This window comes from Halomonas jincaotanensis (assembly GCF_018448785.1).
Taxonomy (GTDB): domain Bacteria; phylum Pseudomonadota; class Gammaproteobacteria; order Pseudomonadales; family Halomonadaceae; genus Halomonas; species Halomonas jincaotanensis.
Genome location: NZ_JAHCLU010000032.1, coordinates 1 through 26,055 on the forward strand (window position 1 = coordinate 1; position 26,055 = coordinate 26,055).

At 57.0% G+C, this 26,055-nt stretch carries 30 protein-coding genes, 1 tRNA gene and 2 pseudogenes; 7 read left to right on the forward strand and 26 right to left on the reverse strand.

Going from position 1 to position 26,055, the window contains the following annotated elements; genetic code table 11:
• Window positions 1–123 precede the first annotated feature (123 nt).
• The 13 genes from KG088_RS18340 to KG088_RS18400 form a co-directional block, all read right to left on the reverse strand.
• Window positions 124–579: an integration host factor subunit alpha gene (locus tag KG088_RS18340; protein ID WP_319941481.1), complete on the reverse strand. Its 456-nt coding sequence runs from the start codon at window positions 577–579 to the stop codon at window positions 124–126.
• On the reverse strand, window positions 500–2,878 hold the full coding sequence (gene pheT / locus KG088_RS18345) for a phenylalanine--tRNA ligase subunit beta (RefSeq protein ID WP_213827916.1): 2,379 nt from the start codon (window positions 2,876–2,878) through the stop codon (window positions 500–502). Before pheT ends, KG088_RS18340 begins: the two co-directional genes overlap by 80 nt.
• Before the next feature lie 34 nt (window positions 2,879–2,912).
• A complete protein-coding gene (gene pheS, locus KG088_RS18350) occupies window positions 2,913–3,932 on the reverse strand; it encodes a phenylalanine--tRNA ligase subunit alpha (RefSeq protein WP_213827918.1) in 1,020 nt (339 codons plus the stop codon).
• Between the two features lie 141 nt (window positions 3,933–4,073).
• Window positions 4,074–4,427, reverse strand: coding sequence for a 50S ribosomal protein L20 (gene rplT / locus KG088_RS18355; RefSeq protein WP_213827920.1), 354 nt, complete (start codon window positions 4,425–4,427; stop codon window positions 4,074–4,076).
• Window positions 4,428–4,462: 35 nt separating this feature from the next.
• Window positions 4,463–4,657 carry a 50S ribosomal protein L35 gene (gene rpmI, locus KG088_RS18360; RefSeq protein ID WP_016854829.1) on the reverse strand — a complete coding sequence of 65 codons (195 nt, stop codon included), beginning with the start codon at window positions 4,655–4,657 and terminating at the stop codon, window positions 4,463–4,465.
• 87 nt (window positions 4,658–4,744) lie between these two features.
• Entirely contained in the window at window positions 4,745–5,314 is a 570-nt protein-coding gene (gene infC / locus KG088_RS18365) for a translation initiation factor IF-3 (protein WP_455027016.1), read from the reverse strand.
• Between the two features lie 4 nt (window positions 5,315–5,318).
• Window positions 5,319–7,217 (reverse strand): threonine--tRNA ligase, encoded by a 1,899-nt coding sequence (gene thrS / locus KG088_RS18370; protein WP_213827922.1) that lies wholly within the window; start codon window positions 7,215–7,217, stop codon window positions 5,319–5,321.
• 314 nt (window positions 7,218–7,531) lie between these two features.
• Window positions 7,532–8,191, reverse strand: coding sequence for an OmpA family protein (locus KG088_RS18375; protein ID WP_213827924.1), 660 nt, complete (start codon window positions 8,189–8,191; stop codon window positions 7,532–7,534).
• 261 nt (window positions 8,192–8,452) lie between these two features.
• The gene (locus KG088_RS18380) at window positions 8,453–8,920 is read right to left on the reverse strand and encodes a DUF2489 domain-containing protein (protein WP_213827926.1); all 468 of its coding nucleotides are present in this window, start codon (window positions 8,918–8,920) and stop codon (window positions 8,453–8,455) included.
• Between the two features lie 144 nt (window positions 8,921–9,064).
• Window positions 9,065–9,982 carry a heme o synthase gene (cyoE, locus tag KG088_RS18385; RefSeq protein WP_213827928.1) on the reverse strand — a complete coding sequence of 306 codons (918 nt, stop codon included), beginning with the start codon at window positions 9,980–9,982 and terminating at the stop codon, window positions 9,065–9,067.
• Complete coding sequence (locus KG088_RS18390; RefSeq protein WP_213827930.1) at window positions 9,975–11,027, reverse strand: COX15/CtaA family protein; 1,053 nt, start codon at window positions 11,025–11,027, stop codon at window positions 9,975–9,977. Before KG088_RS18390 ends, cyoE begins: the two co-directional genes overlap by 8 nt.
• Before the next feature lie 23 nt (window positions 11,028–11,050).
• On the reverse strand, window positions 11,051–11,602 hold the full coding sequence (locus tag KG088_RS18395; RefSeq protein WP_213827932.1) for a hypothetical protein: 552 nt from the start codon (window positions 11,600–11,602) through the stop codon (window positions 11,051–11,053).
• An 8-nt stretch (window positions 11,603–11,610) separates the two neighbouring features.
• Window positions 11,611–12,342: an SURF1 family protein gene (locus tag KG088_RS18400; RefSeq protein ID WP_213827933.1), complete on the reverse strand. Its 732-nt coding sequence runs from the start codon at window positions 12,340–12,342 to the stop codon at window positions 11,611–11,613.
• Here KG088_RS18400 and KG088_RS18405 point away from each other — a divergent pair.
• Window positions 12,341–12,535 carry a DUF2909 family protein gene (locus KG088_RS18405; RefSeq protein ID WP_213827934.1) on the forward strand — a complete coding sequence of 65 codons (195 nt, stop codon included), beginning with the start codon at window positions 12,341–12,343 and terminating at the stop codon, window positions 12,533–12,535. The two genes, KG088_RS18400 and KG088_RS18405, sit on opposite strands and share 2 nt — an antisense overlap.
• Window positions 12,536–12,559: 24 nt before the next feature.
• Here the strand turns inward: KG088_RS18405 and KG088_RS18410 are convergent, their stop codons facing one another.
• From KG088_RS18410 to KG088_RS18430, 5 genes are all read right to left on the reverse strand, one after another.
• Complete coding sequence (locus KG088_RS18410) at window positions 12,560–13,423, reverse strand: cytochrome c oxidase subunit 3 (protein WP_213827935.1); 864 nt, start codon at window positions 13,421–13,423, stop codon at window positions 12,560–12,562.
• Window positions 13,420–14,019, reverse strand: coding sequence for a cytochrome c oxidase assembly protein (locus KG088_RS18415; protein WP_213827936.1), 600 nt, complete (start codon window positions 14,017–14,019; stop codon window positions 13,420–13,422). Before KG088_RS18415 ends, KG088_RS18410 begins: the two co-directional genes overlap by 4 nt.
• Window positions 14,020–14,049: 30 nt before the next feature.
• Window positions 14,050–15,684, reverse strand: a complete 1,635-nt coding sequence (gene ctaD / locus KG088_RS18420) for a cytochrome c oxidase subunit I (protein WP_213827937.1) — start codon at window positions 15,682–15,684, stop codon at window positions 14,050–14,052.
• A gap of 53 nt (window positions 15,685–15,737) precedes the next feature.
• The gene (gene coxB, locus KG088_RS18425) at window positions 15,738–16,856 is read right to left on the reverse strand and encodes a cytochrome c oxidase subunit II (RefSeq protein WP_213827938.1); all 1,119 of its coding nucleotides are present in this window, start codon (window positions 16,854–16,856) and stop codon (window positions 15,738–15,740) included.
• A gap of 222 nt (window positions 16,857–17,078) precedes the next feature.
• The gene (locus KG088_RS18430; protein WP_213827939.1) at window positions 17,079–17,252 is read right to left on the reverse strand and encodes a DUF2970 domain-containing protein; all 174 of its coding nucleotides are present in this window, start codon (window positions 17,250–17,252) and stop codon (window positions 17,079–17,081) included.
• Between the two features lie 225 nt (window positions 17,253–17,477).
• Between KG088_RS18430 and KG088_RS18435 the strand changes: the two genes are divergently transcribed.
• Window positions 17,478–17,837, forward strand: coding sequence for a hypothetical protein (locus KG088_RS18435; RefSeq protein WP_213827941.1), 360 nt, complete (start codon window positions 17,478–17,480; stop codon window positions 17,835–17,837).
• Between the two features lie 46 nt (window positions 17,838–17,883).
• Here the strand turns inward: KG088_RS18435 and KG088_RS18440 are convergent, their stop codons facing one another.
• Together KG088_RS18440 and KG088_RS18445 are read right to left on the reverse strand one after the other, a co-directional pair.
• The gene (locus KG088_RS18440) at window positions 17,884–18,615 is read right to left on the reverse strand and encodes an LrgB family protein (RefSeq protein WP_213827943.1); all 732 of its coding nucleotides are present in this window, start codon (window positions 18,613–18,615) and stop codon (window positions 17,884–17,886) included.
• Window positions 18,612–18,974: a CidA/LrgA family protein gene (locus KG088_RS18445; protein WP_213827945.1), complete on the reverse strand. Its 363-nt coding sequence runs from the start codon at window positions 18,972–18,974 to the stop codon at window positions 18,612–18,614. Before KG088_RS18445 ends, KG088_RS18440 begins: the two co-directional genes overlap by 4 nt.
• Before the next feature lie 215 nt (window positions 18,975–19,189).
• Between KG088_RS18445 and KG088_RS18450 the strand changes: the two genes are divergently transcribed.
• Window positions 19,190–19,266, forward strand: a tRNA-Pro gene (locus KG088_RS18450).
• Window positions 19,267–19,546: 280 nt separating this feature from the next.
• Here the strand turns inward: KG088_RS18450 and KG088_RS18455 are convergent.
• From KG088_RS18455 to KG088_RS18465, 3 genes are all read right to left on the reverse strand, one after another.
• A complete protein-coding gene (locus tag KG088_RS18455) occupies window positions 19,547–19,747 on the reverse strand; it encodes a hypothetical protein (protein ID WP_213827947.1) in 201 nt (66 codons plus the stop codon).
• The gene (locus KG088_RS18460; protein ID WP_213827948.1) at window positions 19,734–20,126 is read right to left on the reverse strand and encodes a hypothetical protein; all 393 of its coding nucleotides are present in this window, start codon (window positions 20,124–20,126) and stop codon (window positions 19,734–19,736) included. The genes KG088_RS18455 and KG088_RS18460 overlap by 14 nt, the downstream gene beginning before the upstream one ends.
• 377 nt (window positions 20,127–20,503) lie before the next feature.
• Window positions 20,504–20,668, reverse strand: a complete 165-nt coding sequence (locus tag KG088_RS18465) for a hypothetical protein (protein ID WP_213827949.1) — start codon at window positions 20,666–20,668, stop codon at window positions 20,504–20,506.
• Window positions 20,669–20,880: 212 nt separating this feature from the next.
• On the opposite strand from KG088_RS18465, the gene KG088_RS18470 reads away from it, so the two are divergent.
• On the forward strand, window positions 20,881–21,276 hold the full coding sequence (locus tag KG088_RS18470; RefSeq protein ID WP_264759076.1) for a class I SAM-dependent methyltransferase: 396 nt from the start codon (window positions 20,881–20,883) through the stop codon (window positions 21,274–21,276).
• 492 nt (window positions 21,277–21,768) lie between these two features.
• Here KG088_RS18470 and KG088_RS18475 read toward each other — a convergent pair whose 3' ends face one another.
• Complete coding sequence (locus tag KG088_RS18475) at window positions 21,769–22,251, reverse strand: MFS transporter (protein WP_250148373.1); 483 nt, start codon at window positions 22,249–22,251, stop codon at window positions 21,769–21,771.
• Between the two features lie 46 nt (window positions 22,252–22,297).
• On the reverse strand, window positions 22,298–22,642 hold the full coding sequence (locus KG088_RS18480) for a DsrE/DsrF/TusD sulfur relay family protein (protein WP_213827951.1): 345 nt from the start codon (window positions 22,640–22,642) through the stop codon (window positions 22,298–22,300).
• Window positions 22,643–22,746: 104 nt separating this feature from the next.
• On the opposite strand from KG088_RS18480, the gene KG088_RS18485 reads away from it, so the two are divergent.
• Both KG088_RS18485 and KG088_RS18490 read left to right on the forward strand, forming a co-directional pair.
• On the forward strand, window positions 22,747–23,403 hold the full coding sequence (locus KG088_RS18485) for an ArsR/SmtB family transcription factor (protein WP_213827953.1): 657 nt from the start codon (window positions 22,747–22,749) through the stop codon (window positions 23,401–23,403).
• A 14-nt stretch (window positions 23,404–23,417) separates the two neighbouring features.
• A complete protein-coding gene (locus tag KG088_RS18490) occupies window positions 23,418–24,248 on the forward strand; it encodes a sterol desaturase family protein (protein WP_213827955.1) in 831 nt (276 codons plus the stop codon).
• Window positions 24,249–25,084: 836 nt separating this feature from the next.
• On the opposite strand, the pseudogene tnpA reads toward KG088_RS18490, so the two are convergent.
• A pseudogene (tnpA, locus tag KG088_RS18495) lies at window positions 25,085–25,519 on the reverse strand (IS200/IS605 family transposase).
• 342 nt (window positions 25,520–25,861) lie between these two features.
• Here tnpA and KG088_RS18500 point away from each other — a divergent pair.
• A pseudogene (locus KG088_RS18500) lies at window positions 25,862–26,055 on the forward strand (Crp/Fnr family transcriptional regulator); the annotation flags it as partial.

A 26,055-nucleotide genomic window follows, 5' to 3' on the forward strand; every position in this document is an offset into this window, starting at 1 on the left:
CTGACGGTGGCGGCGAAAACACCGCCGATGCCTTACCGGCTCCTGAAGCTGGCTGAGCCATATACGTAATCAGGTAATCTTATAAAGAGTGTTGTCATCGAGAGGACTCGACGGAAGATCCTTTCAACGAGCTTCGCCCTGGTAATTATCGACCTGACTCTTGAGTTTCTGCCCGGGCCGGAAGGTCACCACGCGTCGCGCCGAGATGGGGATCTCCTCGCCAGTCTTGGGATTGCGACCCGGCCTCTCGCGCTTGTCACGGAGATCGAAGTTACCGAACCCCGATAGCTTGACCTGCTCATTCTCGCGTAAGCAGGCGCGAATCTCCTCGAAGAAGGCCTCCACCATGGACTTAGCCTCACGCTTGGAAAAGCCAAGTTCGGCGTGCAGATGTTCGGCCAGTTCCGCCTTGGTCAACGCACCCATGTTCACTTCCTCATGGTGGGGTCTGCCTCTCTGGCTGATACCATCGGAGTTCTCAAAATGATACGACTCGACGTTATCCACGCAACTCGGCACCCAGGTGCTGTCGAGACTCGGTGACGATGGCATCAACCAACTGATTGATTTCTTCATCATTCAGCGTGCGCGAAGGATGCTGCCAGGTCAAGCCCAAGGCAACGCTCTTGCGCCCCTCGGGCACCCCTTGGCCTTGATATACATCGAACAGACGAGACTCCGACAACCATTCGCCCGCCTGGCGCCTAATGGTATCGAGCAGCACCTGCACAGGGAGATCCGCATTGACAAGAAAAGCCAGATCACGACGTACTTCGGGGTGACGCGACAAAGGGGTAAAGGCCGGCACCCGGCCCAGCGTCAAGGCATCGAGCCGGACCTCGAAGAGCAGCGTATCTACCTTTAGCCCCAGAGAGGCCCGAACCGCCGGATGTAGCGTACCGATCCAGCCTGCTTCCTCACCTCGATGGAGTATCCTGGCACATTGACCCGGATGTAGCGCTGGGTGTTCAGCCGGCTCGAAGCGCCAGGCATCGACCTCGCCGAGCGCCAACAGGCTTTCCAGATCGCCTTTGATGTCGAAGAAATCAGCCTGTCGCTTATCGCCGGCCCAACCTTCAGGGTCGCGTGACCCGCAGACCAGTGCTCCTAACATCGGGATCTGATGCAGAGCATCCAGTGGGCCGCGGAATACCAGCCCCGTCTCGAAGAGTCGTACCCGCGACTGCTGGCGATTCAGGTTATGCTGCATGGCCCGCACCAGACCGGGAAAGAGGCTCACGCGCATGACCGATAGGTCGCTGGAGATGGGATTCGCCAATACCGGCGCTATCGCCTCAGGGAACATGGCGCGCTGCAGTTCCGGCGCCACAAAGCTATACGTGATGGCTTCCTGATAGCCACGCGCAACCAACTGCCGACGCAGCCGAGTCAAGGGTGTCCGGGCTTCGTGATCGGCACGCAAGGCCAGGCGAGCTTCAGGACGGCGAACCGGTAAGCGATTATAGCCATGGATGCGTGCCACTTCCTCGATCAAGTCTTCCTCGATGGCGATATCGAAACGCCAGCTGGGGACTCGAACCGACCACTCCCCTGAATGCCTGTCCAGCGTCATGCCCAGGCGCTCAAGTATCTCGGTGACCTCGTCCTCAGGCAAGGACTTGCCCAAGGCTTGCGCAAGGCGCTTCTCACGCAGTGTCGCCGTGCGCGCCGAGGGCAAGTGATCGGCATCTTCGACGACCACCAGAGGCCCGGGCTCACCGCCGGTGATCATAAGCAAGAGCGCCGTGGCTCGCTCGATGGCATCGCAGGGGAGTTCGGCGTCGACACCACGCTCAAAGCGATGCGAGGCGTCAGTGTGCAGACCGTACCGACGCGCCTGGCCGGCAACGGCCAATGGTGAAAAGAACGCAGCCTCGAGAAAGATATCGCGCGTCTGGGCATTCACTCCCGAGTGATCCCCCCCCATCACGCCAGCGATCGCCAAGGGACCCCGCTCGTCGGCAATGACCAGCGTGTCAGCGTCGAGGGCGATATCCTGACCGTCGAGCAACACCAGTTGCTCGCCCTCGCGAGCAAGCCGAACGATTACCGCACCGTGCAGGTTGGCAAGGTCGAAAGCATGCAAGGGTTGGCCGATTTCGAGCATCACGTAGTTAGTGACATCGACCACCGGATCGATGCTACGAACCCCGCTTCGCCGTAGCCTTTCCACCATCCAGAGCGGTGTTTCGGCGGTGATATCGACACCCTTGATCAATCGGCCGACATAGCGCGGGCACCGCTCGCCATCCTCGACCTTGACAGGAAAACCGTGATCATGGGTGCTGGGCACCGGGGGGATATCAGGCCCTGCGACCGGCAGCCGGTTGAGAACACCGACCTCGCGGGCCATGCCCTTGAGGCTCAAGCAGTCGCCTCGGTTAGGGGTAAGATCCACTTCAATGGTGTGGTCATCGAGGCCCATGAAGTCTCGGAAGCTCTCGCCCACCGAGGCGCTGGCCGGAAGCTCGAGGATGCCTAAAGAGGTTTCCTCCTCAAGTCCCAGTTCAGACGCCGAGCAAATCATCCCGCGTGATTCGACACCTCGCAGCTCGGCCTGCTTGATCGTGAAATCCCCGGGTAGTACTGCACCGACTCGGGCGAAGGGCACTTTCTGGCCCACGGCGACGTTGGGCGCACCGCATACCACCTGGACCAGCTCGCTGCTGCCATCGTCAACCCGGCAGACGTTGAGCTTGTCGGCGTCCGGATGCGGCTCCTTGCCGACCACCTCAGCCACCACCACACCACCGAAGGCGGCTGCCACCGGCGCTATCGCATCGACTTCCAGACCCGCCATGGTGAGCTGATCGGCCAGGGCCTGTGTGGCAAGGGCGGGCGAAATCCAGTCGCGCAGCCATTGTTCGGAAAATTTCATGGCAAATCCTGTGTTCTGCTTGTCCGGTGGGCGATCAGGCGAACTGGCGCAGGAAGCGCAGGTCGTTGTCGAAAAACAACCGCAGGTCATTGACGCCATAGCGCAACATGGCCAGGCGCTCGGCTCCCATACCGAAGGCGAAGCCGGTGTAGCGCTCGGCGTCGATGCCCGAATGGCGAAACACTTCGGGATGCACCATGCCGCAGCCCATAACTTCCAGCCAGCCGCTGTGCGAGCAGACCCGGCAACCGTCGCCGGCACAAATCACGCACTGGATATCGACCTCGGCGGACGGCTCGGTGAACGGGAAGTAGGAGGGACGGAAACGCACCGAGAGATCGCCACGCTCAAAGAAGGCGTGCAGGAAATCCTCGATGGTGCCTTTCAAATCGGCAAAGCTCACGTCTTCGTCGACCAACAGGCCTTCCACCTGATGGAACATCGGGGTGTGGGTAAGATCGGAATCACTTCGATAGACGCGCCCCGGACAGACGATGCGGATTGGCGGTTCACTCTCTTTCATGGTGCGCACCTGGACCGGCGAGGTATGCGTCCGCAGCAGTCGAGTGGCGTCGAAATAAAAGGTGTCGGCCATGCCTCGCGCCGGATGATGTGCCGGGATATTAAGCGCTTCGAAGTTGTGGTAATCGTCCTCAATCTCAGGCCCTACCGCCACGTCGAAGCCGATACGGGTGAAGAGCCTCTCGATGCGCTCGAGTGTCAGCGTGACTGGATGCAGGCCACCGCTGGCCTGTCCCCGCCCCGGCAGGGTTACATCAAGCCGTTCGGCCGCCAGACGAGCTTGCAGGTCTGCCTTTTCAAGGGCACGGCGTCGCTCCTCGATCTCCTGGCTCAGGGCCTGCTTGGCCTCGTTGATACGCTCACCGGCCACCGGGCGTTCCGCGGCCGGCAACTTTCCCAGGCCCTTGAGCAGGGCAGTAATCTCGCCCTTCTTGCCGAGATAGCGGACACGCAACGCGTCCAGCGCCGAGATGCTATCGGCAGCTTGGATGGCCTGACGAGCCTCGGTAACCAGAGTGGGAAGGTGATCCATCCATTTCGCTCCGAATTCGGTGATCTCGCAGAATATGCAGACGTAAGGGATTACATAAAAAAGGGGAAGAGCGGCGGCTCTTCCCCTGCGACGTCAGCAACCCATCGGGCAATACCGATTCAAGGTTGCGGTCGATGCCACTTACTGGGCAGCCTTGGCCTTCTCGACAATAGCCGCAAAAGCCGCCTTCTCGTTTACGGCCAGGTCGGCCAACACCTTACGGTCGATTTCGATGCCGGCCTTCTTCAGGCCACCGACGAAACGGCTGTAAGAGATGCCGTGCTGACGCGCACCGGCATTGATACGCTGGATCCAGAGGGCGCGGAACTGGCGCTTACGCTGACGACGGTCGCGATAGGCATATTGACCGGCCTTGATAACCGCCTGCTTGGCGACACGAAAGACGCGCGAACGGGCACCATAGTACCCCTTGGCCTGCTTGAGAATCTTCTTGTGACGGCGGCGAGCAACGACGCCACGCTTGACACGAGTCATAGCAATCTCCTGACGTTAATGAAACCTACCAAGGTTCAGAGGTTGGGCAGCATGCGCTGAACGAGCTGCTTGTCGGCGTCGTGGATCTGTTTCATCCCACGCAGCTGACGCTTACGCTTGGTGGATTTCTTGGTCAGAATGTGGCTGCGAAATGACTGCTTGTGCTTGAAGCCATTGGCCGTCTTCTTGAAGCGCTTGGCAGCGCCACTATTGCTCTTGATTTTCGGCATGAGGGTTAACTCCGCTCGAGGTTTTTTAGAAAATTCGGGGCCGACAAAAGTCTAGGTAGCCTTCTGTCCGTTGGACGGGCCGTCGAATCACTTCTTCTTCGGGGCAATGATCATGATCATCTGACGACCTTCCATTTTCGGGAAGGACTCCACGGTACCAATCTCCTCGAGATCGGCAGCGATTCGCTCCATCAGCTTACGACCGATGTCCTGGTGGGCCATTTCACGCCCACGGAAACGCAATGTCACTTTGCCCTTGTCGCCACCTTCGAGGAACCGTGTCAGGTTCTTCATCTTGACCTGATAGTCACCCTCGTCGGTGCCAGGCCGGAATTTCACTTCCTTTACCTGGATCTGCTTGGTCTTCTTCTTCTGAGCCGCTTTCTGCTTCTTCTGCTCGAAGACGAACTTGCCGTAATCCATGATCTTGCAGACGATCGGATCGGCATTGGAAATCTGGACGAGGTCCATACCGGCCGTCTCGGCACGCTCCAGCGCTTCAGTGGTGGGCACAATGCCCATCTGTTCGCCGTCGCTGTCAATCAGGCGAACCTGATCTTCGGTAATCCGCTCATTCATTGGTGGGCGCTTATCCTGAACACGCCCTCTTGGATTGCTTCTCTTGATGGTTCCGTCTCCACTATAGCCTGGGAAGATGTCGCTATCGCCGTTCGGCCTGAATCAAGTCGGCGAAGGCATCGACTGCCATGGTACCAAGATTCTCTCCGCTGCGCGTGCGCACGGCTACCGAATCGGACTCGACTTCTCTATCTCCCACCACCAGCAGGTAGGGGACCTTCTGCAACGTATGTTCGCGGATTTTAAAGCCGATCTTCTCGTTCCTCAAGTCCGCCTTGACGCGAAGACCGCTTTTCTGCAATCGCCGCTCCAGTTTCGCGGCATAATCGCGCTGGGAATCGGTGATCGTCAACACTGCTACCTGCTGGGGTGCCAGCCACAACGGCATGGCGCCAGCATAATGCTCGATCAGAATGCCCAGGAAGCGCTCAAAAGACCCCAGGATAGCGCGATGCAGCATTACTGGCGTCTTGCGCGCACCGTCCTCATCAACGAACTGGGCACCAAGACGTCCCGGCAGATTAAAATCGAGCTGCAGGGTACCACATTGCCAGACGCGATTGAGACAGTCCCGCAAGGCAAACTCGATCTTGGGGCCATAGAACGCCCCCTCTCCCGGCTGCAGCTCCCACTCTAGCCCCGTGGCGTTGAGCGCGGCCTCGAGGCCGGACTCGGCGCTATCCCACAGACCCGGCTCACCCATGAAGCCCTCTGGGCGGGTCGAGAGCTTGAGTTCCACATCCTCAAAGCCAAGTTCCTGGTAGACCCTTAGCGTCAAGGCAATGAAAGACTCTGCCTCGGACTGGATCTGCTCTTCGGTGCAAAAGATATGGGCATCATCCTGGGTAAAACCTCGAACTCGCATCAACCCATGCAGGGAACCAGATGGCTCGTTGCGGTGGCAGCTACCAAATTCGGCCAGACGCAACGGCAGGTCGCGGTAACTCTTGAGCCCTTGATTGAATACCTGTACATGGCAGGGGCAGTTCATGGGTTTGATGGCGTATTCGCGCTTTTCGGACTCAGTAGTGAACATCAGGTCACTGTAGTGCCCCCAGTGGCCGGACTTCTTCCATAGCGACAGATCAACTACTTGTGGGGTCTTGATTTCCTGGTAGCCATTCTCGATCTGCACACGGCGCATGTACTGCTCAAGCGCCTGATAGATCGTCCAGCCATTGGGATGCCAGAACACCATCCCTGGGGCCTCTTCCTGCAGATGAAACAGGTCCATCTTCTTGGCCAACTTGCGATGGTCCCGTTTCTCGGCTTCCTCGAGACGCTTAAGGTACGCATTGAGCTGCTTCTTGTCCCCCCAGGCAGTACCGTAGATACGCGTGAGCATCGGTCGCTCGGCGTCACCTCGCCAGTAGGCTCCTGCCAGCTTAGTCAGCTTGAATATCTTGAGGTGGCGTGTATTCGGCACGTGGGGTCCACGGCACATGTCCGTATATTCCTCATGATGGTAGAGACGGATGGTCTCCCCCTCGGGAATTTCACGCACGATTTCCTGCTTGTAGGGTTCGTCTCGTTCGAGAAACGTCTGCAGGGCCTGGTCGCGGCCTACATATTCGCGTACCACGCTGTAGTCATGATCGATCAGCGCTTTCATCCGCGTCTCAATGACGTCGAGATCTTCCGGCGTCACTGAATGGCCAAAGTCAATGTCGTAATAAAAGCCCTCGTCGATCACCGGACCAATGGCCATCTTGGCCTCAGGGTAAAGCTGCTTGACGGCATGGCCGACCAAGTGGGCGCAAGAGTGACGAATGATCGCCAGCCCTTCTGGATCACGGGCGGTAATGATTGCCACCTTGGCGTCGTGGTCCACCCTATCGACGGCATCCACCAGCACGCCATCGATTTTTCCAGCAACACAGGCCTTGGCAAGACCATGACCAATGCTTTCCGCCACTTGCATGACGGTTGGAGGCTCGTCGAAAATTTTCTGGCTGCCGTCCGGCAGGGTCACGATAGGCATGAAAAAGTCCTTGAGCACAGTGGTGGCCCATACGAGAGACCACGTGTCGCGATGAACGAAGAAAACGCCGCGGACGCAAAAACCCACACCTCGCAAGGGCAGGTGAACTGTTTTGGCATCGTTAGCAGTAGGAGGATATTTTACAGTAAAGCGACATGACACGCTACGCGGAACGCGGCTGCCTTCGCTATAACCAAGGTGGCATTACCTCAGTTACTACAATTGTCAATTGCAATTAAAACAAATCAGGGGCGCCCGAAGGCGCCCCTGACAACCGGGAAATGGCCCGGCGATATCGCAAGAAATCTGACCAATTACTGGCTGTTGATTTCTACACGACGGTTCTGCGAACGACCAGCATCCGTATCGTTGGTGGCGACCGGACGATCTTCACCATAACCGATGGTACGCATGCGGTTACCGTCAATACCCCGAGACTGCAGGTAGGTAGCCACGGACTCGGCACGACGCTGCGATAGATCACGGTTGTATTCAGCGGTGCCAATGGAATCGGTATGACCCGCAATCACTACACGTACTTCGGGGCTTTGGCGAAGTGCGCGCGCGACTTGGTTCAACTCACTCTCGGCAGCGGTACGCAGCTCAGCCGAGTCGAACGGGAAGGTCACGTCACTTTCGAGAACCACCGGCTCAAACTCGGGTTCCGGCTCGGGCTCCGGCATCGGCTCGGGCTCCGGCTGCGGCTCAGGCGTACGGTCCGCGCACATCAAGGCACCGATAGCTGCACCGGATGCACCGCCAACAGCAACACCGGACTCTTCGTCAGACTCGCTGCTGGTAGCATAACCAATACTTCCACCGATTAAGCCACCCGCGAGACCACAGACGACTGGCTGCTGATACCACGCGCGATCGGATGCACCGGAAGCAGATTGGGACGCCGAGCTGGCACAGCCAGAGAGACCCACCACCAAGGCGGAACCGAGCAACAAACCAGTTGTTGATTTCTTCATGTAAAACTCCCTTAACCCAGTGATGACAAGACAAGCCACTAGCTTATCGATAATGTCATACGGAGTGTCTTATTGGTCGACTGTAATCAGTCACCTAATAAACCTTGATTCCTTACCGGCCATGTCAAGAAGCGTAACTTGAATGGCCTAACCATGCGCCGCACCGCAAACGGGCACTGCCCGAAAATCAGTCATCTACGGCTGTGAACAGCATGGGTCAGATTGGCCCAACATGCAATCGAGATTTATAGCCTGAAACGATCAATATCGGCTTTCGGGCCAACGACGATGCAATTCTAGCACAGCAATGGCTGCAGCGAGTACCGGCTCGCGCATTTCATCTTCAACAGCAATCCGTTGACGATCTTCCTTGAGGCGCTCCTGGGCATTCAAGGCCTCACGTGCAGAATGAGTATGCAGGTGCCGCGTTCGCTCATGGACCTCTCCAAAAGCCCTGAAGACTGGCCGCTCCATGAGTTCGGGATCGAGAATCTCCAGCAACACCTTGCACCGCCAAGAACCTTCAGTGACATCAACTTGTCCCTGTGCTAGCGCCGAAGCCACTATCTCGAGATTATCCAGGCAATTCTGGCGAGCGCGCTGATCTTCCTCCTGGCGAAACTCTCTACGCCGCCGCACCTCCCGCCGTAAGGTATAAGCGTAGACCGATAGCCCGATGACAAGCATTAGGGCCAAGCCAAGAAGCGCAAGACTGAGGTTCGTTGACATGGGCGTCTCCGTGAAAACCTTGAGTTATACAAACACTATACATCATGGAGCTTCACGTCCTCAAAGCCTGCTGGGTAAATCGCAGGCAGGACGCCAGGGTGCCTGTCAATATCGGTTGTTAACCAGTGTGTAAAGGAAGAACGATCAAGCGACCCAGAGAATCGCATAGTGGTCAAGAAGCAATACGCCAAAGACGCCAAGAATATAGCGAATAGAGAACCAGAACGCGGCCAAAGGAGCCTCCAGGTCTCGCCCACGCCAGACTTTCCAGTTCCAGAACATAAAACGCAGGTTCAGGGCCATCACGCCCACTAGATAAATGGCACCGCTCATGCCAATGACAAAGGGCATCAGCGTCACTGCCACAGTTAACCAGCCATAGAGCCAAACCTGAAGACGCGTGAAAGCATCTCCATGAGTTACCGGCAACATGGGGACACCAGCACGGGCATATTCATCGCGCTTGTGAATTGCCAAGGCCCAGAAATGCGGTGGTGTCCAGGCGAAGACGATCAACAGCAGCAATAAGGGTTCCGGACCAAGCTGACCGGTTACCGCCGTCCAGCCCAACAACGGAGGGGCTGCTCCGGCGACGCCGCCAATGACGATATTCTGTGGCGTGGCCCGTTTCAAAAAAGCTGTGTAAATGAGGGCATAGCCAATCAGCGAGCCTAGCGTCAGCCAGGCAGTCAGAACGTTGACCTGCCATGTCAGGACTGCAATACCGGCGACCGAAAGCAATGTTGCCCATCCCAAAGCGACAGACGTCGGCATCCGCTGAGAGGCAAGCGGACGACGTGATGTCCTGAGCATCAAAGCATCCAGACGTCGGTCCACCACATGATTGAAGGCTGCGGCCCCCCCAGCGGCCAGACCGATACCCAGCAGACCGAAAACGACAATTGACAGCGATGGCAATGATGGGGTGGCAAGGGCCATACCCACCAACGCACAGGCCAGCATGACCACGACCACTCGTGGCTTGCATAAAGTCAGCAGGTCACGCCAATTCCATTGAACGTCTTCAATCGACTCGGCGCGCTCGACCATCGCGTTAGGCATGCACCCACTCCTTCTCGGCCTGTAAATGTCTGTTCGGTTCTCTTACCGGCTGCCGCCAATGCCATACCGCTAGCGTCATCAGAATGACCAATAACACCGCTCCCGCGGTATGGGCCAAGGCCAACCACAAGGGCAACCAAAGCAAAACATTGGCGACACCGAGGAAAAACTGCATAGCGTAACCTCCCAGCATGGCACCAAGCCAGGGACGCAAACGAGGTTCCTGCCAGTGACGCCAAGCGAGGATCAATAACGCAAGTCCCAACACGCCTGCACCCACTCGATGTCCAATCTGGATTGCGGTACGAGCTTCGGCGTGCAACTGTCCATGAAGATAGCTCGGCCCGACGGTTTGTGTCAGATGAAAACCTTCGCTCCAATCGGTATCCGGCCACCATTGGCCGTTACAGGCGGGAAAGCCCTGACAGGCAATGCCCGCGTAGTTGCTTGACACCCACCCGCCGAGAGCCAATTGCAAAAACAGCAACAGCACTGCCGCTACCCAAAGAGGGCTTAGTCGGCGAGGCCTCACCATCGGCTGCTCGCCCCTCGCTAATCGGCGCAACCTCAAGTGCAACCACAAGAACAGCAACATCACCGATAATCCACCCAAGAGATGGAGGGTCACCACTTGTGGCCAGAGCTTGAGCGTTACGGTGAAGGCACCAAAGGCGCCCTGAATCAGAATCATGCCCAGAAGGGCGAGGCTAACGCACCACGGATAGCCGGCAACACCGCGCAACCGAGCACCGAGTAACAATAAGGCAATCACCAGCAGCCCCAAGGAAGAGGCCAGATAACGGTGTGTCATCTCGACCCAGGCCTTGAAATTTTCTAGGGGCGCATCGGGGCTATGGATCAGCGCACGCTCGGCATCCGGCACGACCAGTTCACCATAACAACCCGGCCAGTCGGGGCATCCCAGCCCGGCGTCAACCAACCGTGTCCAGGCACCCACCAGCACCACTGTCACGGTAAAAAACACCCCGATCAGACTCAGGGCGGCCAACAAGGCAAGGCGGCGTTGCTGCCATGAACTCGTCATCGCGTTTTCCACCTGCCTTGCTTTCATCGATTGGCCACCTCGGCGTCATCAATACCGGGAGGTTGTGGGTTCATGTCCAGCAACTGTTGCAGATCATCCAGTACGTCGGCGGCTTCTACCCCTGCAGTATAGGAAACCGCGACCATTCCTTGGGGGTCCAATATCCATAGCTTGGAAGGAGAGCGCCATTCCGGCACCTCGGACCATTGAACCAGAGTTTCACCTGGCAAGGCTTCTGCAGCCTGTCCGCCGATGCGCAGGCGGCTGATACGATCTGCCTCACGACCAAGAGCGCGATGGAGTCGCCACCACTGATCAGCCTGAGCATCGCATTGGGTGTCACAATCGAATGCGAGTATCCAGTCGTTGGTTTGAAAAGACGAGGGTAATTCTTCCAGCGGCCAATCGGCGAGCAATGGCACTTGCGGAGAGAGTTCGCCGTGGGCGGTACGCTGCTCGGGAATGCCTACCCGCCAAGTCACCATGACCCAGGCCGTCAACATGGGTAGCGCAAAAACGGTAATCAAGGCCAGAAGTTTCATTTGGGAATGACGTAAAGCACGATCGGGGGTCATCAGCGAGGTTACTCGTCAGGTTTGGGAAGAGGCTGTCGAGAAGCGTCTCGTGTCAGGCGCAAACCGCCTATCAACATGGCTATAAATGCAGCAAGCGTCAGTGACCACCACTGAAAGGCATACCCCAAATGGCGGCTGGGTGGCATCACATTGGGTGTCCACCAAGCATCAAGCATACCCGGGCCTTCCTCGAGATGCAGCCAGCCTGAAAAGTCGAACTCTTGGTCCCAGGCATCCAATGTAATACGTTGCAATCGTAAACCTTCTTGGTTGGGCCCAAACAAGGGAGCCCCTTCGTTTTTGGCCTGCCACTGCCCTCTCAAGGTGACCTTGCCAGCAGGCGTCGCCACTTCCGGCGTACCACGTCCCATGTCAGTCGCCATAAAACCACGCTGCACTAGCCAGTGCTGACCCTGCTCATCAAGCAGCGGCGTTAATACGGCAACGCCGAGGCGTCCCTCGAGCGTGCGGTTATCCAGGAACAACGTATGATTTGCCTGATACTCACCAGAAAGAGTCAGCGTGGCGCCCTCGGGTGGCGTTGACGACGGCTCTTGAATAAGAGGAGCCGCTTCAAGCGCAGTCAGGAAATTGCGCTTGTCCTCGGCTCGCTCCCACTGCCATAGTCCCAGACACAATCCGAGCAACACAATCAATGTCCACAAGGACCACCAGAGCCATATCCGTCGGTGCCGGGCACGTGCCTGCTTCCCATCAGCCCCTGTTACGGAGTTTTTCATGCTGCTAAAGATCCTGATTGCCCTCGTTTTCACCGCCATGGTGGCCAGCCTCGCAGCTGGCGCCGGCTTCCTCATCCGGGACCAAGGGAACTCAAGGCGCCTGTTGATATCCTTGAAGTTTAGGGTCAGCCTGGCATCGACTCTTCTGGCGCTACTCTTCTACGGTTTTTACATCGGAAAGCTTGGCGGCTAGGCCTACCCCCTTCCACAACAATTCTTAGAAAACGTAAACGAACAGGAATAGTCCTATCCACACCACATCGACGAAATGCCAGTACCAGGCGGCCGCTTCGAAGCCAAAATGATCTTCACCGGTGAAGTGGCCCTGTAAGACACGCACCAGCATGACCGCCAGGATAATGGTGCCGATGATGACGTGTAGACCATGGAAGCCCGTCAACATGAAGAAGGTGGCCCCATAGATACCCGCCTCGAGGGTAATCCCGTAGTGCGCATAAGCCTCGTAGTACTCCACCCCCTGGATGGTGATGAAGCAGAGGCCCAGCAGCACGGTGCCGGCCAGCCAGTTGCGAGCCGTTTCGCGAAATCCTTCCTTGAGGGCTTCGTGGGCAACCGTCAGGGTGATGCTGGAACTCACCAGAATCAGTGTATTGACAAGCGGCAAGTGCCAAGGACTGAAGGTATCGGTTGGACCAGCAATTGACGAATCCGGCGGGTTCAACAATGGCCAGCTGGCGGTAAAGTCGGGCCAGAGCAATGAGGCCACGCCCTTGGCTCCCTCGCCATCAAGCCAGGGGAGTGCGAAGGTGCGCACATAGAAAAGCGCCCCAAAGAAAGCGGCAAAGAACATCACCTCCGAAAAGATGAACCACGCCATCCCCCAACGAAAAGAGCGATCCATCTGATCGTCGTATAGCCCGCCACGTGATTCATGGATCACATCCCTGAACCAAAGCCCCATAACAGCCAATATGCCGACCAAACCAATCAGCATCACTGGCATACCAGCAGATCCATATACCAGCATGACCCCTGTGCCCAGCATCATGACGCCAAGAGCCAATGACCCCAAGATTGGCCATTTACTCGACTCGGGAACGTAATAGCTGCCACCACTCATGCCTCATCTCCTTTGCCAGCAGTCACCTGTGCCTGAAGTGGCTCATTTTTATTGGCGACCGGATATAGGGTATATACAAGGGTTACGGTCTTGATCTCGGGCGGAAGATCGCGGGTCAGCTGGAATACCAGCGGTGCCTCAATTCGCTCGCCTGGCTGCAATTGCTGCTCCTCAAAACAGAAGCAGGTTACCTTGCGCAGGTGGAGTGAGGCACTCGAAGGAGACACGCTGGGCACTGCCCTACCCCAGTTACTGTTGTCGCTGCGGTTATGGAAGGTGAAATTCACTTCGTTGGTCTGCCCGGGATGAACTCGGACTTGCCGAGACTCGACGTCAAGCTCCCAGGGCAGACCAGAGCTGCCACGCGTAATGAACTGGACGGTAATCATGCGCGACTCGTCCACCTCCTCATGGATGACCGCCTGCGCACTGCCGTTTGTCTTTCCATTGATGCCTGTTATCTCGCAGAATACGTCATAGAGGGGCACCAACGCGAAAGCGAAGGCAAACATGCCGGCCAGAGCCGCCACCGTACGAACCACGGTGCGTCGCACTCCCTTGTTGGCACCGTGTTCGTCGCGGTTCGGCTGCGTCATTAATTTTCCTCGATTGATTCTTGCTGGCGCTCAGTGCGCAGGACGCTCGAAAGTAGGTGGCGTCTCGAACGTATGGAGCGGGGCCGGACTAGGCACGCTCCACTCGAGATCCTCTGCCCCTTCCCAAGCTTTGGCTGGAGCCTTCTTGCCACCGCGCACACACTTGATAACCACCAGCACGAAGACGAGCTGGGAAGCGCCGTACAACAGCGCACCGAGACTTGACACCATGTTGAAGTCAGCAAACTGCAGCGCATAGTCGGGAATGCGACGCGGCATACCTGCCAATCCAGAAAAGTGCATCGGGAAGAAGGTGAGATTAACCCCGATCACGGAGAGCCAGAAGTGAACCTGGGACAAGCGCTCGTGAGGGTAATGGCCTGTCCACTTGGGAAGCCAGTAATAGACAGCTGCCATGATGGCGAACACCGCACCCGGCACCAGCACATAATGGAAGTGAGCGACCACGAAGTAAGTGTCGTGATACTGGAAGTCAGCGGGGGCGATCGCCAGCATCAAGCCAGAGAAGCCACCGATGGTGAAGAGCACCACGAATGCCAAGGCGAAGAGCATCGGAGGCTCGAAGGTAATCGAGCCGCGGAACAGCGTCGTGATCCAGTTGAACACCTTCACCCCAGTAGGCACGGCGATCAGCATGGTAGTGTACATGAAAAACAGCTCGGCGACCAACGGCAGACCCACCACGAACATGTGGTGTGCCCAGACCAGGAAGGACAGGATGGCGATGGAAGCCGTGGCATACACCATCGAGGCATAACCGAACAGGGGCTTGCGGGCGAACGTCGGGATAATGGCAGAGACGATCCCGAAAGCAGGCAGAATCAGGATATAGACTTCCGGATGTCCAAAGAACCAGAAGAGATGCTGGAAGAGCACCGGGTCACCACCGCCAGCCGCATTGAAGAAACTGGTGCCGAAATTGATATCCATCAGCATCATGGTGATGACACCGGCCAGAACCGGCATGACGGCGATCAACAGGAACGCGGTGATGAGCCAGGTCCATACGAACAGTGGCATATCCATCATGCGCATGCCGGGAGCACGCAGGTTCAGGATCGTAGCAATGATGTTGATCGCGCCGAGAATGGAGCTTATCCCGGCGAGGTGCAGGGAGAGGATGAAGAAGGTCGTGGACGGCGGTGCATAGGTAGTGGAAAGCGGCGCATAGAACGTCCAACCGAAGTCCGGGGCCCCGCCAGGCATGAATAACGTCGACAGCAGGAGCGTGAACGCCACCGGCAACAACCAGAAGCTGAAGTTGTTGAGGCGGGGCAAGGCCATATCCGGCGCCCCGATCTGTAGCGGTACCATCCAGTTGGCCAGTCCCACGAAGGCTGGCATCACGGCACCGAACACCATGATCAGGCCGTGCATGGTGGTCATCTGGTTGAAAAACTCGGGTTCGACCAGTTGGAGGCCTGGCTGGAAGAGCTCTGCACGCACCACCAAGGCAAAGATGCCGCCAATAAAGAACATCGCAAGCGAGAAGAGCAGGTATAGACTGCCGATCTCCTTATGACTGGTCGTCAGCACCCATCGCATAAGCCCTCTAGGGCGCTCATGGTGAGGTGAATCGGCTAGCCCGGCATCGGCCGTGGTCGTGCTTTGCTCTGGGTTCGACTTGGGAAAATGAAAAGCCATCGGAAATCTCCTTGGTTATCATCGCAATAGAGAAACGGAAAGGTCGTCAGCTGTCATTCTTCCAGCATTTCGACGATTTCCGACGGTTGAACGGTATCGCCAGCTTCATTGCCCCAGGCATTACGCTCGTAGGTGACCACCGCGGCAATTTCCACCGGATTCAATGTACTGCGGAAGGCTGGCATGGCGGAGCCCGACACCCCGTTGACGATCGTATCGATGTGCCATTCCACGTCGTCGAGCATTTCGGTATTCCCTGCCAATGCCGGGAACGCAGGCGGACTTCCCGAGCCATCGACCTGGTGGCAGGACGCACAGATACTTCCGTAGACCTTCTCGCCGCGCTCCATCAGTTCGTCAAGCTCCCACTCGCGATCAATCCCCATTGACTCCTGCTCGGCAGCTTCCTTTCGCTCAGCCAGCCAGCTTTCGTAATCGTCCTTTTCCATCGCCTCAACGACAACAGGCATGAAGCCATGGTCCATGCCGCAAAGCTCGGTGCACTGCCCCCGATAGATGCCAGGTTCGTCGATGCGCACCCAATTCTCGTTAACGAACCCAGGAATGGCGTCCTGCTTTACTGCCAACTCCGGCACCCACCACGAGTGAATGACATCATCAGCCGTCAACAGGAGACGTACCTTGGTATCAACAGGCAGCACAAGAGGCTCGTCGACTTCCAGAAGATAATTCTCCGTCTTCTCAGCTTCACCACTGATTTGCTCGCGCGGCGTGCTCATATTGGATGTGAAGGCGATGTCCTCGCCCAAATATTCATAACGCCAGCGCCACTGCTGCCCGGTAACCATGACATCGATTTCCGCCTCAGAGACGTCGTACATGTTCTTGAGAGTAGCGGTGGCCGGAACGGCCATGGCGACAAGAATCAATAGAGGGACCGCTGTCCAGAGCACTTCCACGCCCGTATGCTCATGAAAATTGGCTGCCTTGGCCCCCTTGGAGCGACGGTAGCGGAAAAGGGAATAGAACATCACCCCGAAAACCACTACACCAATTGCCACGCAGATCCAGAAGATGGTCATGTGCAACGAGTGGATCTCGCGACTGAGACCGGTCACCCCGATGGGCATGTTCCAACCATTGGCCAGGACCAAGGGGGAGATCAGGGCTAGCGTTAGACCTGCTGCCACCCTCTCGAGCAACGTGCGCATCGGCGCCTCCTCAATGACTATTTTCGTCTATGAATGAATTCAGTATGTTATCGGGGCGCAAGCACACGAGGCGTAACGATCAACCAGCGCCGGAACCATGCAGAACATATGCTGTAGCACATTAACACTAATCGATTTTTTGTCGAGCATACGGGGCGTTACCAGCGAGTTGGCCCATCACCATACCGAACCCTAAACGCGCATATCAACGCTCTGGGGCTTTCACCTTGCGGCCAGTGTAGCCACCAGCGCTACCAAGGCCACCAATAACATGGCCATGGCAATGCCAACGACGATGAAGCTGACGGGCCTACCGTTCTCAAAATCTTCGCGCCGCTGCTGTTCACGCTGAACGCCGAAAAAAGCTGCCAAAACCGATTTTATCACACTCCACATGCCAGAATTCCCCTCTCTTGGCCTGATGTGCTTGAGGCTTTAGTCGAAGCCATCGCCTGCCTCTAGTTCTCGATCTCTGCACGACCTTCTTGATCGAGGTCAGGAGAACGTAAATTCATCCCTTGCGCACCACTCGACGGCGACTTGTCAACTACAATATCGGTGTAGATCACGCATTTCGATCACTTCCAGTCGAACAGACGAGGTAAGCAAAGGAGTCCAGCCATGAGCAACGCTCGACCCAGCGACGCTAAGTATCCCCCCATCTCCCCTGCTCAGCCGTTTGAGTGGTGGCAAGAACAGTGGGCGCAGAATGCTAACCCGCTCGCTCGCATGCAGCTAGCCTGGATGGAAAGTCTGACACAGGCTATGCAGTTCGAAGCAGAGTTTCTTGCTGCCATGGCAGAAAACAGTCTAAAGCTGGCAAGCTGTTTCCAGGGAGAAGAAGCGCCCAACACCCCAGCTGAGATGCACCGGTGCTACCAGAAGCTGCTTAAACATGCTTCCGACGCCCACATGGAGAGAATGGAAAAAGCAACAACGCTTTCTCATGATTTCCGCAAGAGGATCTGGGAAGAAATCTGAAGATTCGAGTCTTGCTCATGCTGCTTCCGACTACGCAAAGCCCCCCTCAGCCTATACCCGCCAGGCGAACGAGCAGGGGCAGAATGAAAGCCGTAAGCAGGCCCGTCAGCCCCATCGCCAAGCCGGAAAACGCGCCAGCTACTGCACCGATGCGTGCAAAGGCATGTGCCGTACCGAAGCCATGAGCCGCAAGTCCAAGAGTGAATCCCTGTACTGCCGGGTCCTGTACCCGGAGGACACGAAAGATCCACGGCGCAACGACACAGCCAATCGATCCCGTCAACAATACCAGCCCTGCGGCTAGGGACGGAATACCGCCAATCTGCTCGGCGACGCCCATGGCGATGGGTGAAGTCACCGAACGAGGCGCGAGAGAGAGAAGCGTTTCGGGCCTTGCCCCCATGAGCGCCGCCAGCCCTAGCGTCGACCCCACCGCAGTGACAATACCCACCACGCAGGCGAGCAGCAACGGCCATAGCAATTGGCGGACCTTATCACGATGGTCATAGAGAGGTATCGCCAACGCCACGGTTGCCGGCCCCAGAAGAAAATGGATGAACTGGGCACCTTCAAAATACGTGGCGTAGTCCATATCTACCAGTAATAGCAAACCGATCAACATCGACACGGAAAGCGTAACCGGATGAAAAAGCGAACTTCCCCCCAAGGCGCGATTGATGCGCACCGCCACGGCGAAGGCTACTAGGGTCATCAATAATGACAGCAATGGATTGCCGGAAAGGTAGACCCAAAGTTGATCAAGGGCCGCAATATTCATCGTTCCACTCTCCGCTTGCGACCTCGATTGAGGTGCTCGAGCAACCTTCCCGTCAAGGCAAGCGTCACGGCGGTGGAAACCACCAACGTGACGACGATGGGCCAGAGATCATTCCCGATCAGCTCGAAGTGCGCTATCAAGCCGACGCCTGCAGGCACGAACAGGAGGGTCAAGTAGCGAAGCAGACCCTCACCTGCCAAACGCAAACTCCCCGGCACGTTGCCAATAACCAGCAAGGCCACTAGCAGAATCACCATGCCGATAACCGGGCCCGGCACTGGTAGGCCCCACCCACGTGACATTAGCTCACCTAGAAACTGGCATGCCAACAGCATGCTCATCCCCATGATTAACGGCATGCTCTTATCCTCAGTTCATTTCTGAACATATCTTGCGAATCAACCCTTGAACAAGGTAACCCCCTTGACCACTGCCAGCCCAGTGCCTTGAGATGACCAGCCAACCAATTGATACAAAAGTGCAAATGGGACTTTCCATTTTGTCGAGAACACGCTAGTATACGCCTCGTCTTCGAGGGAGAGTCGACCCTGATCACTTACTATCGAAGCGGCATCGGAGCGTGGCGCAGCTTGGTAGCGCGTTGCAATGGGGTTGCAAAGGTCGCAGGTTCGAATCCTGTCGCTCCGACCAAAAAGATCATATATGACAGCCGCTTACGGGTAACACCGAGCGGCTGTCTTGCGATCCGCTCAACGGATTATCAAAACTATCTGCCCTAAACAGGCGTTGCGCGCACAGAAAAGGCGCCTCGCGGGGCGCCCTCTTTGTCGATTGGTAGTGTAAAGCATTCGGGCTCGCTTGAGTAGCGCCGGCCTTCGCGATCCTGAATGATGAAGCCCGGAACGACAAAGTAGCCGCAACGGGGAGAAAGTAGGCCCAGGAACCAGCATCTGGACTGGATGGGTGTAGATCAGCGACCTACGTCGTCAATTCGCCAAGCTTGCTTGAGGCGGCTGACGGTGTGAGACCACTTGGGCGTGGTGGGCTTGCACACGGTTTTCTGGTTACCGAACAGGCCCACTTCGCTGAACGCCTCCTTGCAGCTAACGGTATGCAGCCAGCGTACCGGCACAAGGTATTCGGCCTCGTCATCGTCCTTATCCCGGATCAAGCTGCGAGTAACCTTCGATCAGCTCCATGTCCATTAGCGTCCTGTGGCCTTCCAGCATCTCGAAGCGGTACCACTCTGCGCGGCACCGCTCGCCCGTTACCTCATCGACGCCCACAAGGCCGGTCTTGGGAATATGGACCCAGACCCTGTCGCCCTCGGAGTGCGTCTTTGAGTACCAGGCCGCACCACCACCGCAGATGAAGCCGAGGCGCCGAGCGTCCTCCCAGGGGTATCGGGGCCGAATGAGGTGAAAAAACTCGCCGTTCCAGGGATCCTTCTTCGCTTTGCGTATTTCGAACTGGGAAGGCTCATCCGAATCGATCATCCAGGCGCAGCTGAGAATACGGTTGCCGCCATCCTCTATGGCAGCGAAGAACATAGCATTGCCTACCAGCGAGTTCTTTGTTCTCGACTTAGTAGACGAGTTATCTATCGCCAGTCTTTTCCGGGATGAAGGTCGCCGTATTACCGTTGAAATGCTCGAAGTTCTTGTCCGGGGTGTAGCGCTCGTCTATCCAGGTGATCGGTACCGTGCAAGTGCTTCAACAGGCATAGGTTAATGTCCAGCAGCACGGTGGTCGCGATGATCCAGCTCCATGAAGGGGCGAGCAGCGCAATCGGTATAGCCGATAGTCAGCCAATCATCAGGACCTTCTTGCGCCCGATGCGCTCAGCGAGCCGCCCGGACACGAAGGTGAGGATGCCCTTGACGAAGCCGAAGGCGACCACGAAGGCCGTCAGCATCATAAAGGAGCCCTAGGCGACGCCGAACTCCGCCTTGGCCAGCGCCGGAACCACGGAACGCATCATCTCGATGGTCATGCCAACTTGAAAGACTTGGACCAGTTGATGGCTGACCTGATAGAGGTTCTCGCGGATGCCATGCGTATAGTGTTTATGCGAGGGGTTCGATGGTGACATCGTTATCTCCCTGGCACTGGATTCGGCTGGTGTCGATACCCGGTGGTTGAAAGTCGAACCTTGGAGCACCTACTCGTTCCCGGTACGACGGCGACCCGAGCGCCGCGGTTCAAGATCTCGACGGGGTTACCATAATGGATGCAAAGGCCTACGACGCATGGTACGAAACGCCACGCGGTCGATAGATCGGCAGCCGCGAGCTTGAACTGGTTCTGGGCATGCTTGCCCCTGGTCCTCGCGAGTCCCTGCTGGATGTCGGCTGCGGCACTGGCTATTTTACCCGTGGCTTAACCAGGCGACTGGATGGCCCGGTGTCCGGTATCGACATCGACCCGGCGTGGGTGGCTTTTGCCGAACAAGGGGAGGATCTCGACATCGACTGGCTGGTCGGCGATGCTCAGGCATTGCCCTTCCAGGACAAAGGTTTTGACCTGGCGGTATCGATCGCCGCGCTGTGCTTCGTTGACGATGAGCGTCAGGCCGTACGGGAGATGGTCAGGGTTGCTCGACGGCGCGTTGCACTCGGCCTCCTGAACCGGCGAAGCCTTATGTGGTGGCGAAAGAGTAGAGGCTGCGGCCAAGGTGCCTACCGAGGCGCACGCTGGTAGACACCGGGCGAGGCCCTTGCCCTGTTCCATGGCCTGCCGGTTACTCGGGTCGAGATCAGAACCGCCCTCTGGCTGCATGGGGGTGGCTGGCTGGCCCGGCATACCGATCGTTTCTGGCCCGCGTGGCTTCACGGCGGCGCCTTTCTGCTGGCGGTGGCCGACTTGGGCGGCTAGGCGCCGCTGCCGACGATCAGCCTTTGTCATCGCCGCTCGACCTCAGTGTGGCTAGAAGACAGCAGCGTGCTGCCGCCCACAAACAGGAAGTTACAGCCGATGCCCAGCAGCACCATGATGGCGTAGCCCACCGCGGCGGCGAGCACTGCCACCAGGAATCCCGGCTGGAGAGCGATGGTCGCCATGGGGCGGAACGTCTCGCCGGGATGTGGCTCGCCGCTGGGCGGTACGCGCAGCTGAATCAGCAGGCTGATGGCCAGCAAGGCGAGTATGGCGATGACCAGATAAGGCCCACCGGATGGCACACCGGCGATCAAGTCAGCGCCAGCACTGGCGTTCCAGGGACAGAGGAAGGCGGCCGCTACGCCGCCGGCCATGACGAAGGAGATCGCTCGACTGCGAAAGGCGGGGCTCGCCACGTCGGCAGCGGCGAAGCGGTAATACATGGCGAAGCCCTGGTAGAGCCCCAGTAGCAGGTTGCCGGCTCAGAAAAAGCCAGAAGGACCCCAGCGCAATTGCACCGAAGCTCAGCAGGCCACCGGCCACGCCACCCAGGCTTGCCCCGGTGATGAAGCCATGTCGACGACCCACGCGCTTCATGTAGAGCGAGGCCGGCAAGGTTGATACCACCGTGCCCAGCATCATCATGGCGATGGGCAGCGTGGCCAGCCCAGGATCGGGGCTCAGCTGTTGACCGACCACCCCACTCAGCGTCATCACGGTGATCGACGCCACCATGAACAGCATCTGGCTGGTCACCAGGATGGCCACGTTCTGCTTTTCCCGGCGTGCTGACTCCATCGCGATGCTCTCCATGGGCGTGAGGATTGAGATTATTTGGATGGGACTAGAACACCAGCACCTTATCCGCCTGCTCGGTGGCTTCCGCCAGGGCGTCCATGGTGCTGCGCTCGGCGCCCTCCACCACTTCCTCCTCGGTGATGCCCCGGGCATCCATGCAGGTGCCACACAGCAGCACCCGTCCTTTGGAGGTGACGCGCTTGATCATGCGTTCGGTGTTGTAGAAGCCATCTGGCGTCTTCTGCCCCGTCTTGGCGCCGGATACGGCGTCCCCCATCAGAAAGACACAGACGTCCCCCTCGCGCTTCAGTAGCGCATGAGCCAGTCGCAGGCCGTTGTAGAGGCGTTCGGTGCCGTACGGGGGATCGTTGATGATGATTAGCGTTTTCATGGTGTCTCCTTGTTATCATTCAATAAAACGATAGAATAATGGATAGAGATATCATCACCTGTCAAGTGGCACGCTGTTTTGTTGACGCCCTTCGGAGAGACCCCATGACCTCGCAACAGGATCTGCTCGATGTGCTGGCCCAGGTCGCCCGCGCCTTGGGTAACGGGCATCGACTGGCGTTGCTGGAGCGCCTGGCTCAGGGCGGCGCTGCGGTAGAGACCCTGGCCTACACCGCCGATCTGACTGTCGGTAATGCCTCCCAGCACCTACAGCAACTGCGGCGGGCCGGTCTCGTCACCGCCCAGCGCTCCGGGAAGCAGATGATCTACCGCCTGACCGATGAGCGGATTGTCACGATGTTGGGCCTGCTCAGGCAGGTGGCCGAAACCAACCTGGCCGAGATGGAGCGCCTGGTCAGTCGGCTGTTCGCGGAGGATGACGCCGATGGAGCCCTGGAGGCGGTCACTCGGGACGAGCTGCTGGCCGAGCTTGCCAGCGGCAAGGTGGCGCTGCTGGACGTGCGTCCCGAGGAGGAGTTCGAGGCCGGCCACCTGCCCGAGGCGATCAACATTCCCCTGGAGCAGTTGGAGGACATGCTGGACAAGCTGCCCCGGGACAGGGAGATCGTCGCCTACTGCCGGGGGCCCTATTGCGTCCTCTCGCATGAGGCCGTACAGCGCCTGCGGCAGCTCGGCTACCGCGTCCGACGCTTCGAGGAGGGCTATCCGGAGTGGAAAGTGGCGGGCCTGCCCGTCGCATGATAGGAGGCACCGCCATGGCCGAGATGTTACTGGCGCATGAGCCGCTCATTCGAGGGGGCGTCTTCGCCCTCGTGCTGCTGGCGATGGCGTTTTGGGAAATCGTCGCCAGGCGCCGACCCCAGCACATTCATCGCCGCCAACGCTGGCCCAGCAACCTGGCGATCGTCGTTCTCGACACCCTGGTGGTGCGTCTGGCCTTCTCGCTGGCCGCCGTGGGGGCCGCCCTGGCTGCCGCCGAGCAGGGCTGGGGCCTCTTTAACCTGGTTTCGGTCCCGATATGGTTGGCAGTGGTCATCTCGGTGGTCATGCTGGACCTGGCCATCTACTTCCAGCACCGCCTCTTCCATGCCGTCCCCTGGCTGTGGCGGCTGCACCGCATGCACCACGCGGATCTGGAGTTCGACGTCACCACGGGGCTGCGCTTTCATCCTTTGGAGATCCTGATCTCGATGGCGATCAAACTCGCCGTAGTGATCTTGCTTGGGGCGCCGGCACTGGCGGTGCTGATTTTCGAAGTGCTGCTCAACGCCACCTCGATGTTCAACCACGGCAATGTCCGCCTGCCGGCCAAGTTCGACCGCTGGCTGCGCCTGCTCGTGGTGACGCCGGAGATGCATCGCGTCCACCACTCCATTGTCCGCCAAGAAACCGACAGCAACTTCGGCTTCAATCTGCCTTGGTGGGATCGGCTGTTCGGTACTTACCGAGATCAGCCGGCCGCCGGACACCTCGGCATGACGATCGGCATCGAGGCGTTCAGGGAATCGCGTGACCTGCGGCTGGACCGGATGCTCCTCCAGCCCTTTGTGAGCCCTCGACGAGATGCGAAACGGCAACAGCTTTGAGGCCGCTCTTCCTTCTTCACTGCCAACCAGAAAATACGGAGAGAGAAGAGGATGTTCATGCGTTGGTCAAAGACCGGATACACCACTCAATCCGAATACATAGCACTTTCATGAGCCTGCGTTCCATGACCCCACTCCTCCTTTAGTGACAGCACAGGGTGCCAGAATTAAGGATTGTCGGCCGGCTGCCCCGCACACCCGTTGGTATTTCCAGCGCATTGCAGTGCCGATACTTCAACAGCAAGGCCAAGGCATCACCCACAGCCTCTGTCAAGTCACATGGAAAACTGACCCCAAGCATTACGGAGCACGGAGGTCACCCCATTTGACGGACTCTTGAAGTCGCCAGAAAATCTATCACCTTTGTCGTCCGGCCATAACTTGCTTATACAGCACCCTTTATCACCTATTCACCCTCTCAACTAAATCAAAATTGCCTCACAATAGCTCAAAAAAAGGGGAATAATTGGTTTCCTTACCTTCTCCCTGCCCTACCCTCTTCTCCCTAGGCCAAATCCATTAAATCACTGTATTTCAAGTTCATGATAGATATAGTGGCATATATCTGGATTTTTTTAATCTACCACGCCTAATACCTTAAGGTATAATACAAACCAAGCTAACTAAAGAAATACCTGGCATGCGCATGATAAATACTATCTCTCTACATGAAATATATAATAGACTTGTCAGATATTTATAGTTTAACATACATACCACTCAGGTATTATCATGTGATCAATAAACTATAGTATAGATATACTAATGAATATAATATAATTAGGTGAAGTAAGTACCCCCCCCCGGCAAAGCCGGGGCTTTATATTGTTAGCCCCTCAAAGGGGCAAGAACCTGAGCTGATCATAATGCTCATCAGATTTTTCTTGGTGACGGATGTAGGCACGGACCATGTCTTCATCAAGCCCGACTGCCGAAACGAAATAACCTCTTGCTCAGAAGCTCTCGCCTGTGAAGTTTTTCGCTCTACCCATAAAATTCCTGGCTATCGAAATGGCGCTTTTCCCTTTGATATAGCCAACAGCGTATGACACAGAATGCTTTGGTGGAATGCTGATGCACATGTGGACATGGTCACGCATCAGGTGGCCCTCCACGATCTGGCACTCCTTCTGCCGTGCCAGCTCATGGAACACCTCACCAAGGTGCTTGCGTATCCTTCCGAAAATCATTTTCTTACGCTTTTTCGGTATAAAGACAACATGATACCTGCATTTCCATGTCGTATGGGAAAGACTCTGGTACTCTCTCATTGGGAACATCTTATCTCTTGGCCGAGATTGGAGGTTCCCTGTGACCGCATCACACGGTCAAACCTCGGGTAGTCCCCCGGCAAAGCCGGGGGATTACCTTATTTATTTATACTGAGGTCTTACCTTTTCTGGTAACTAGTGCTGATGGAAGATAAACATACTTGTAGTGAATCAGCGTGCACTCTAACGCCAAGTAAATTTGGTACATATGCTACAAGAGCCACCTGATAGCTAGCACTAAGTACTTAGTTCTTAGTGCTTATATACAAGTCACATCACACTGTGCTAATTGTGAAGCATCCTGTTAAGGCTATGGTTGACAATAGTGAGGCGGTGAGAACAATGATACAACCCTTGCTGCACAAGCTTAGTAATTTCATCACCCTCTCTGATGAAGAACGAGCGGCATTGAGCAATGCTGCTCAAGGCAGCATTAGTTTTGAGAAAGTCGAAGACATTATTAGCGAAGGAGAAAAGCCTGATTACGTTCACCTTATTGAGCAGGGTTGGGCGTGTCGTTACAAGCTTCTTGAGCA

Excerpts from the sequence above, each read along its gene's own strand:
- KG088_RS18390 (WP_213827930.1), bottom strand. The coding sequence starts at position 11,027 with ATGACGAGTTCATGGCAGCAACGCCGCCTTGCCTTGTTGGCCGCCCTG.
- KG088_RS18460 (WP_213827948.1), bottom strand. The coding sequence starts at position 20,126 with ATGTTCTTCGCTGCCATAGAGGATGGCGGCAACCGTATTCTCAGCTGC.
- KG088_RS18490 (WP_213827955.1), top strand. The coding sequence starts at position 23,418 with ATGGCCGAGATGTTACTGGCGCATGAGCCGCTCATTCGAGGGGGCGTC.
- KG088_RS18485 (WP_213827953.1), top strand. The coding sequence starts at position 22,747 with ATGACCTCGCAACAGGATCTGCTCGATGTGCTGGCCCAGGTCGCCCGC.
- KG088_RS18395 (WP_213827932.1), bottom strand. The coding sequence starts at position 11,602 with ATGACCCCCGATCGTGCTTTACGTCATTCCCAAATGAAACTTCTGGCC.
- rpmI (WP_016854829.1), bottom strand. The coding sequence starts at position 4,657 with ATGCCGAAAATCAAGAGCAATAGTGGCGCTGCCAAGCGCTTCAAGAAG.
- pheT (WP_213827916.1), bottom strand. The coding sequence starts at position 2,878 with ATGAAATTTTCCGAACAATGGCTGCGCGACTGGATTTCGCCCGCCCTT.
- KG088_RS18405 (WP_213827934.1), top strand. The coding sequence starts at position 12,341 with ATGCTGCTAAAGATCCTGATTGCCCTCGTTTTCACCGCCATGGTGGCC.
- KG088_RS18380 (WP_213827926.1), bottom strand. The coding sequence starts at position 8,920 with ATGTCAACGAACCTCAGTCTTGCGCTTCTTGGCTTGGCCCTAATGCTT.
- KG088_RS18340 (WP_319941481.1), bottom strand. The coding sequence starts at position 579 with ATGATGAAGAAATCAATCAGTTGGTTGATGCCATCGTCACCGAGTCTC.
- KG088_RS18410 (WP_213827935.1), bottom strand. The coding sequence starts at position 13,423 with ATGAGTGGTGGCAGCTATTACGTTCCCGAGTCGAGTAAATGGCCAATC.
- KG088_RS18440 (WP_213827943.1), bottom strand. The coding sequence starts at position 18,615 with ATGAATATTGCGGCCCTTGATCAACTTTGGGTCTACCTTTCCGGCAAT.
- KG088_RS18400 (WP_213827933.1), bottom strand. The coding sequence starts at position 12,342 with ATGAAAAACTCCGTAACAGGGGCTGATGGGAAGCAGGCACGTGCCCGG.
- KG088_RS18435 (WP_213827941.1), top strand. The coding sequence starts at position 17,478 with ATGAGCAACGCTCGACCCAGCGACGCTAAGTATCCCCCCATCTCCCCT.
- KG088_RS18415 (WP_213827936.1), bottom strand. The coding sequence starts at position 14,019 with ATGACGCAGCCGAACCGCGACGAACACGGTGCCAACAAGGGAGTGCGA.
- pheS (WP_213827918.1), bottom strand. The coding sequence starts at position 3,932 with ATGGATCACCTTCCCACTCTGGTTACCGAGGCTCGTCAGGCCATCCAA.
- KG088_RS18475 (WP_250148373.1), bottom strand. The coding sequence starts at position 22,251 with ATGGAGTCAGCACGCCGGGAAAAGCAGAACGTGGCCATCCTGGTGACC.
- thrS (WP_213827922.1), bottom strand. The coding sequence starts at position 7,217 with ATGCCTATCGTGACCCTGCCGGACGGCAGCCAGAAAATTTTCGACGAG.
- coxB (WP_213827938.1), bottom strand. The coding sequence starts at position 16,856 with ATGCGCACGTTGCTCGAGAGGGTGGCAGCAGGTCTAACGCTAGCCCTG.
- KG088_RS18480 (WP_213827951.1), bottom strand. The coding sequence starts at position 22,642 with ATGAAAACGCTAATCATCATCAACGATCCCCCGTACGGCACCGAACGC.
- ctaD (WP_213827937.1), bottom strand. The coding sequence starts at position 15,684 with ATGGCTTTTCATTTTCCCAAGTCGAACCCAGAGCAAAGCACGACCACG.
- cyoE (WP_213827928.1), bottom strand. The coding sequence starts at position 9,982 with ATGCCTAACGCGATGGTCGAGCGCGCCGAGTCGATTGAAGACGTTCAA.
- KG088_RS18375 (WP_213827924.1), bottom strand. The coding sequence starts at position 8,191 with ATGAAGAAATCAACAACTGGTTTGTTGCTCGGTTCCGCCTTGGTGGTG.
- KG088_RS18445 (WP_213827945.1), bottom strand. The coding sequence starts at position 18,974 with ATGCCGTTAATCATGGGGATGAGCATGCTGTTGGCATGCCAGTTTCTA.
- rplT (WP_213827920.1), bottom strand. The coding sequence starts at position 4,427 with ATGACTCGTGTCAAGCGTGGCGTCGTTGCTCGCCGCCGTCACAAGAAG.
- KG088_RS18430 (WP_213827939.1), bottom strand. The coding sequence starts at position 17,252 with ATGTGGAGTGTGATAAAATCGGTTTTGGCAGCTTTTTTCGGCGTTCAG.
- KG088_RS18465 (WP_213827949.1), bottom strand. The coding sequence starts at position 20,668 with ATGTCACCATCGAACCCCTCGCATAAACACTATACGCATGGCATCCGC.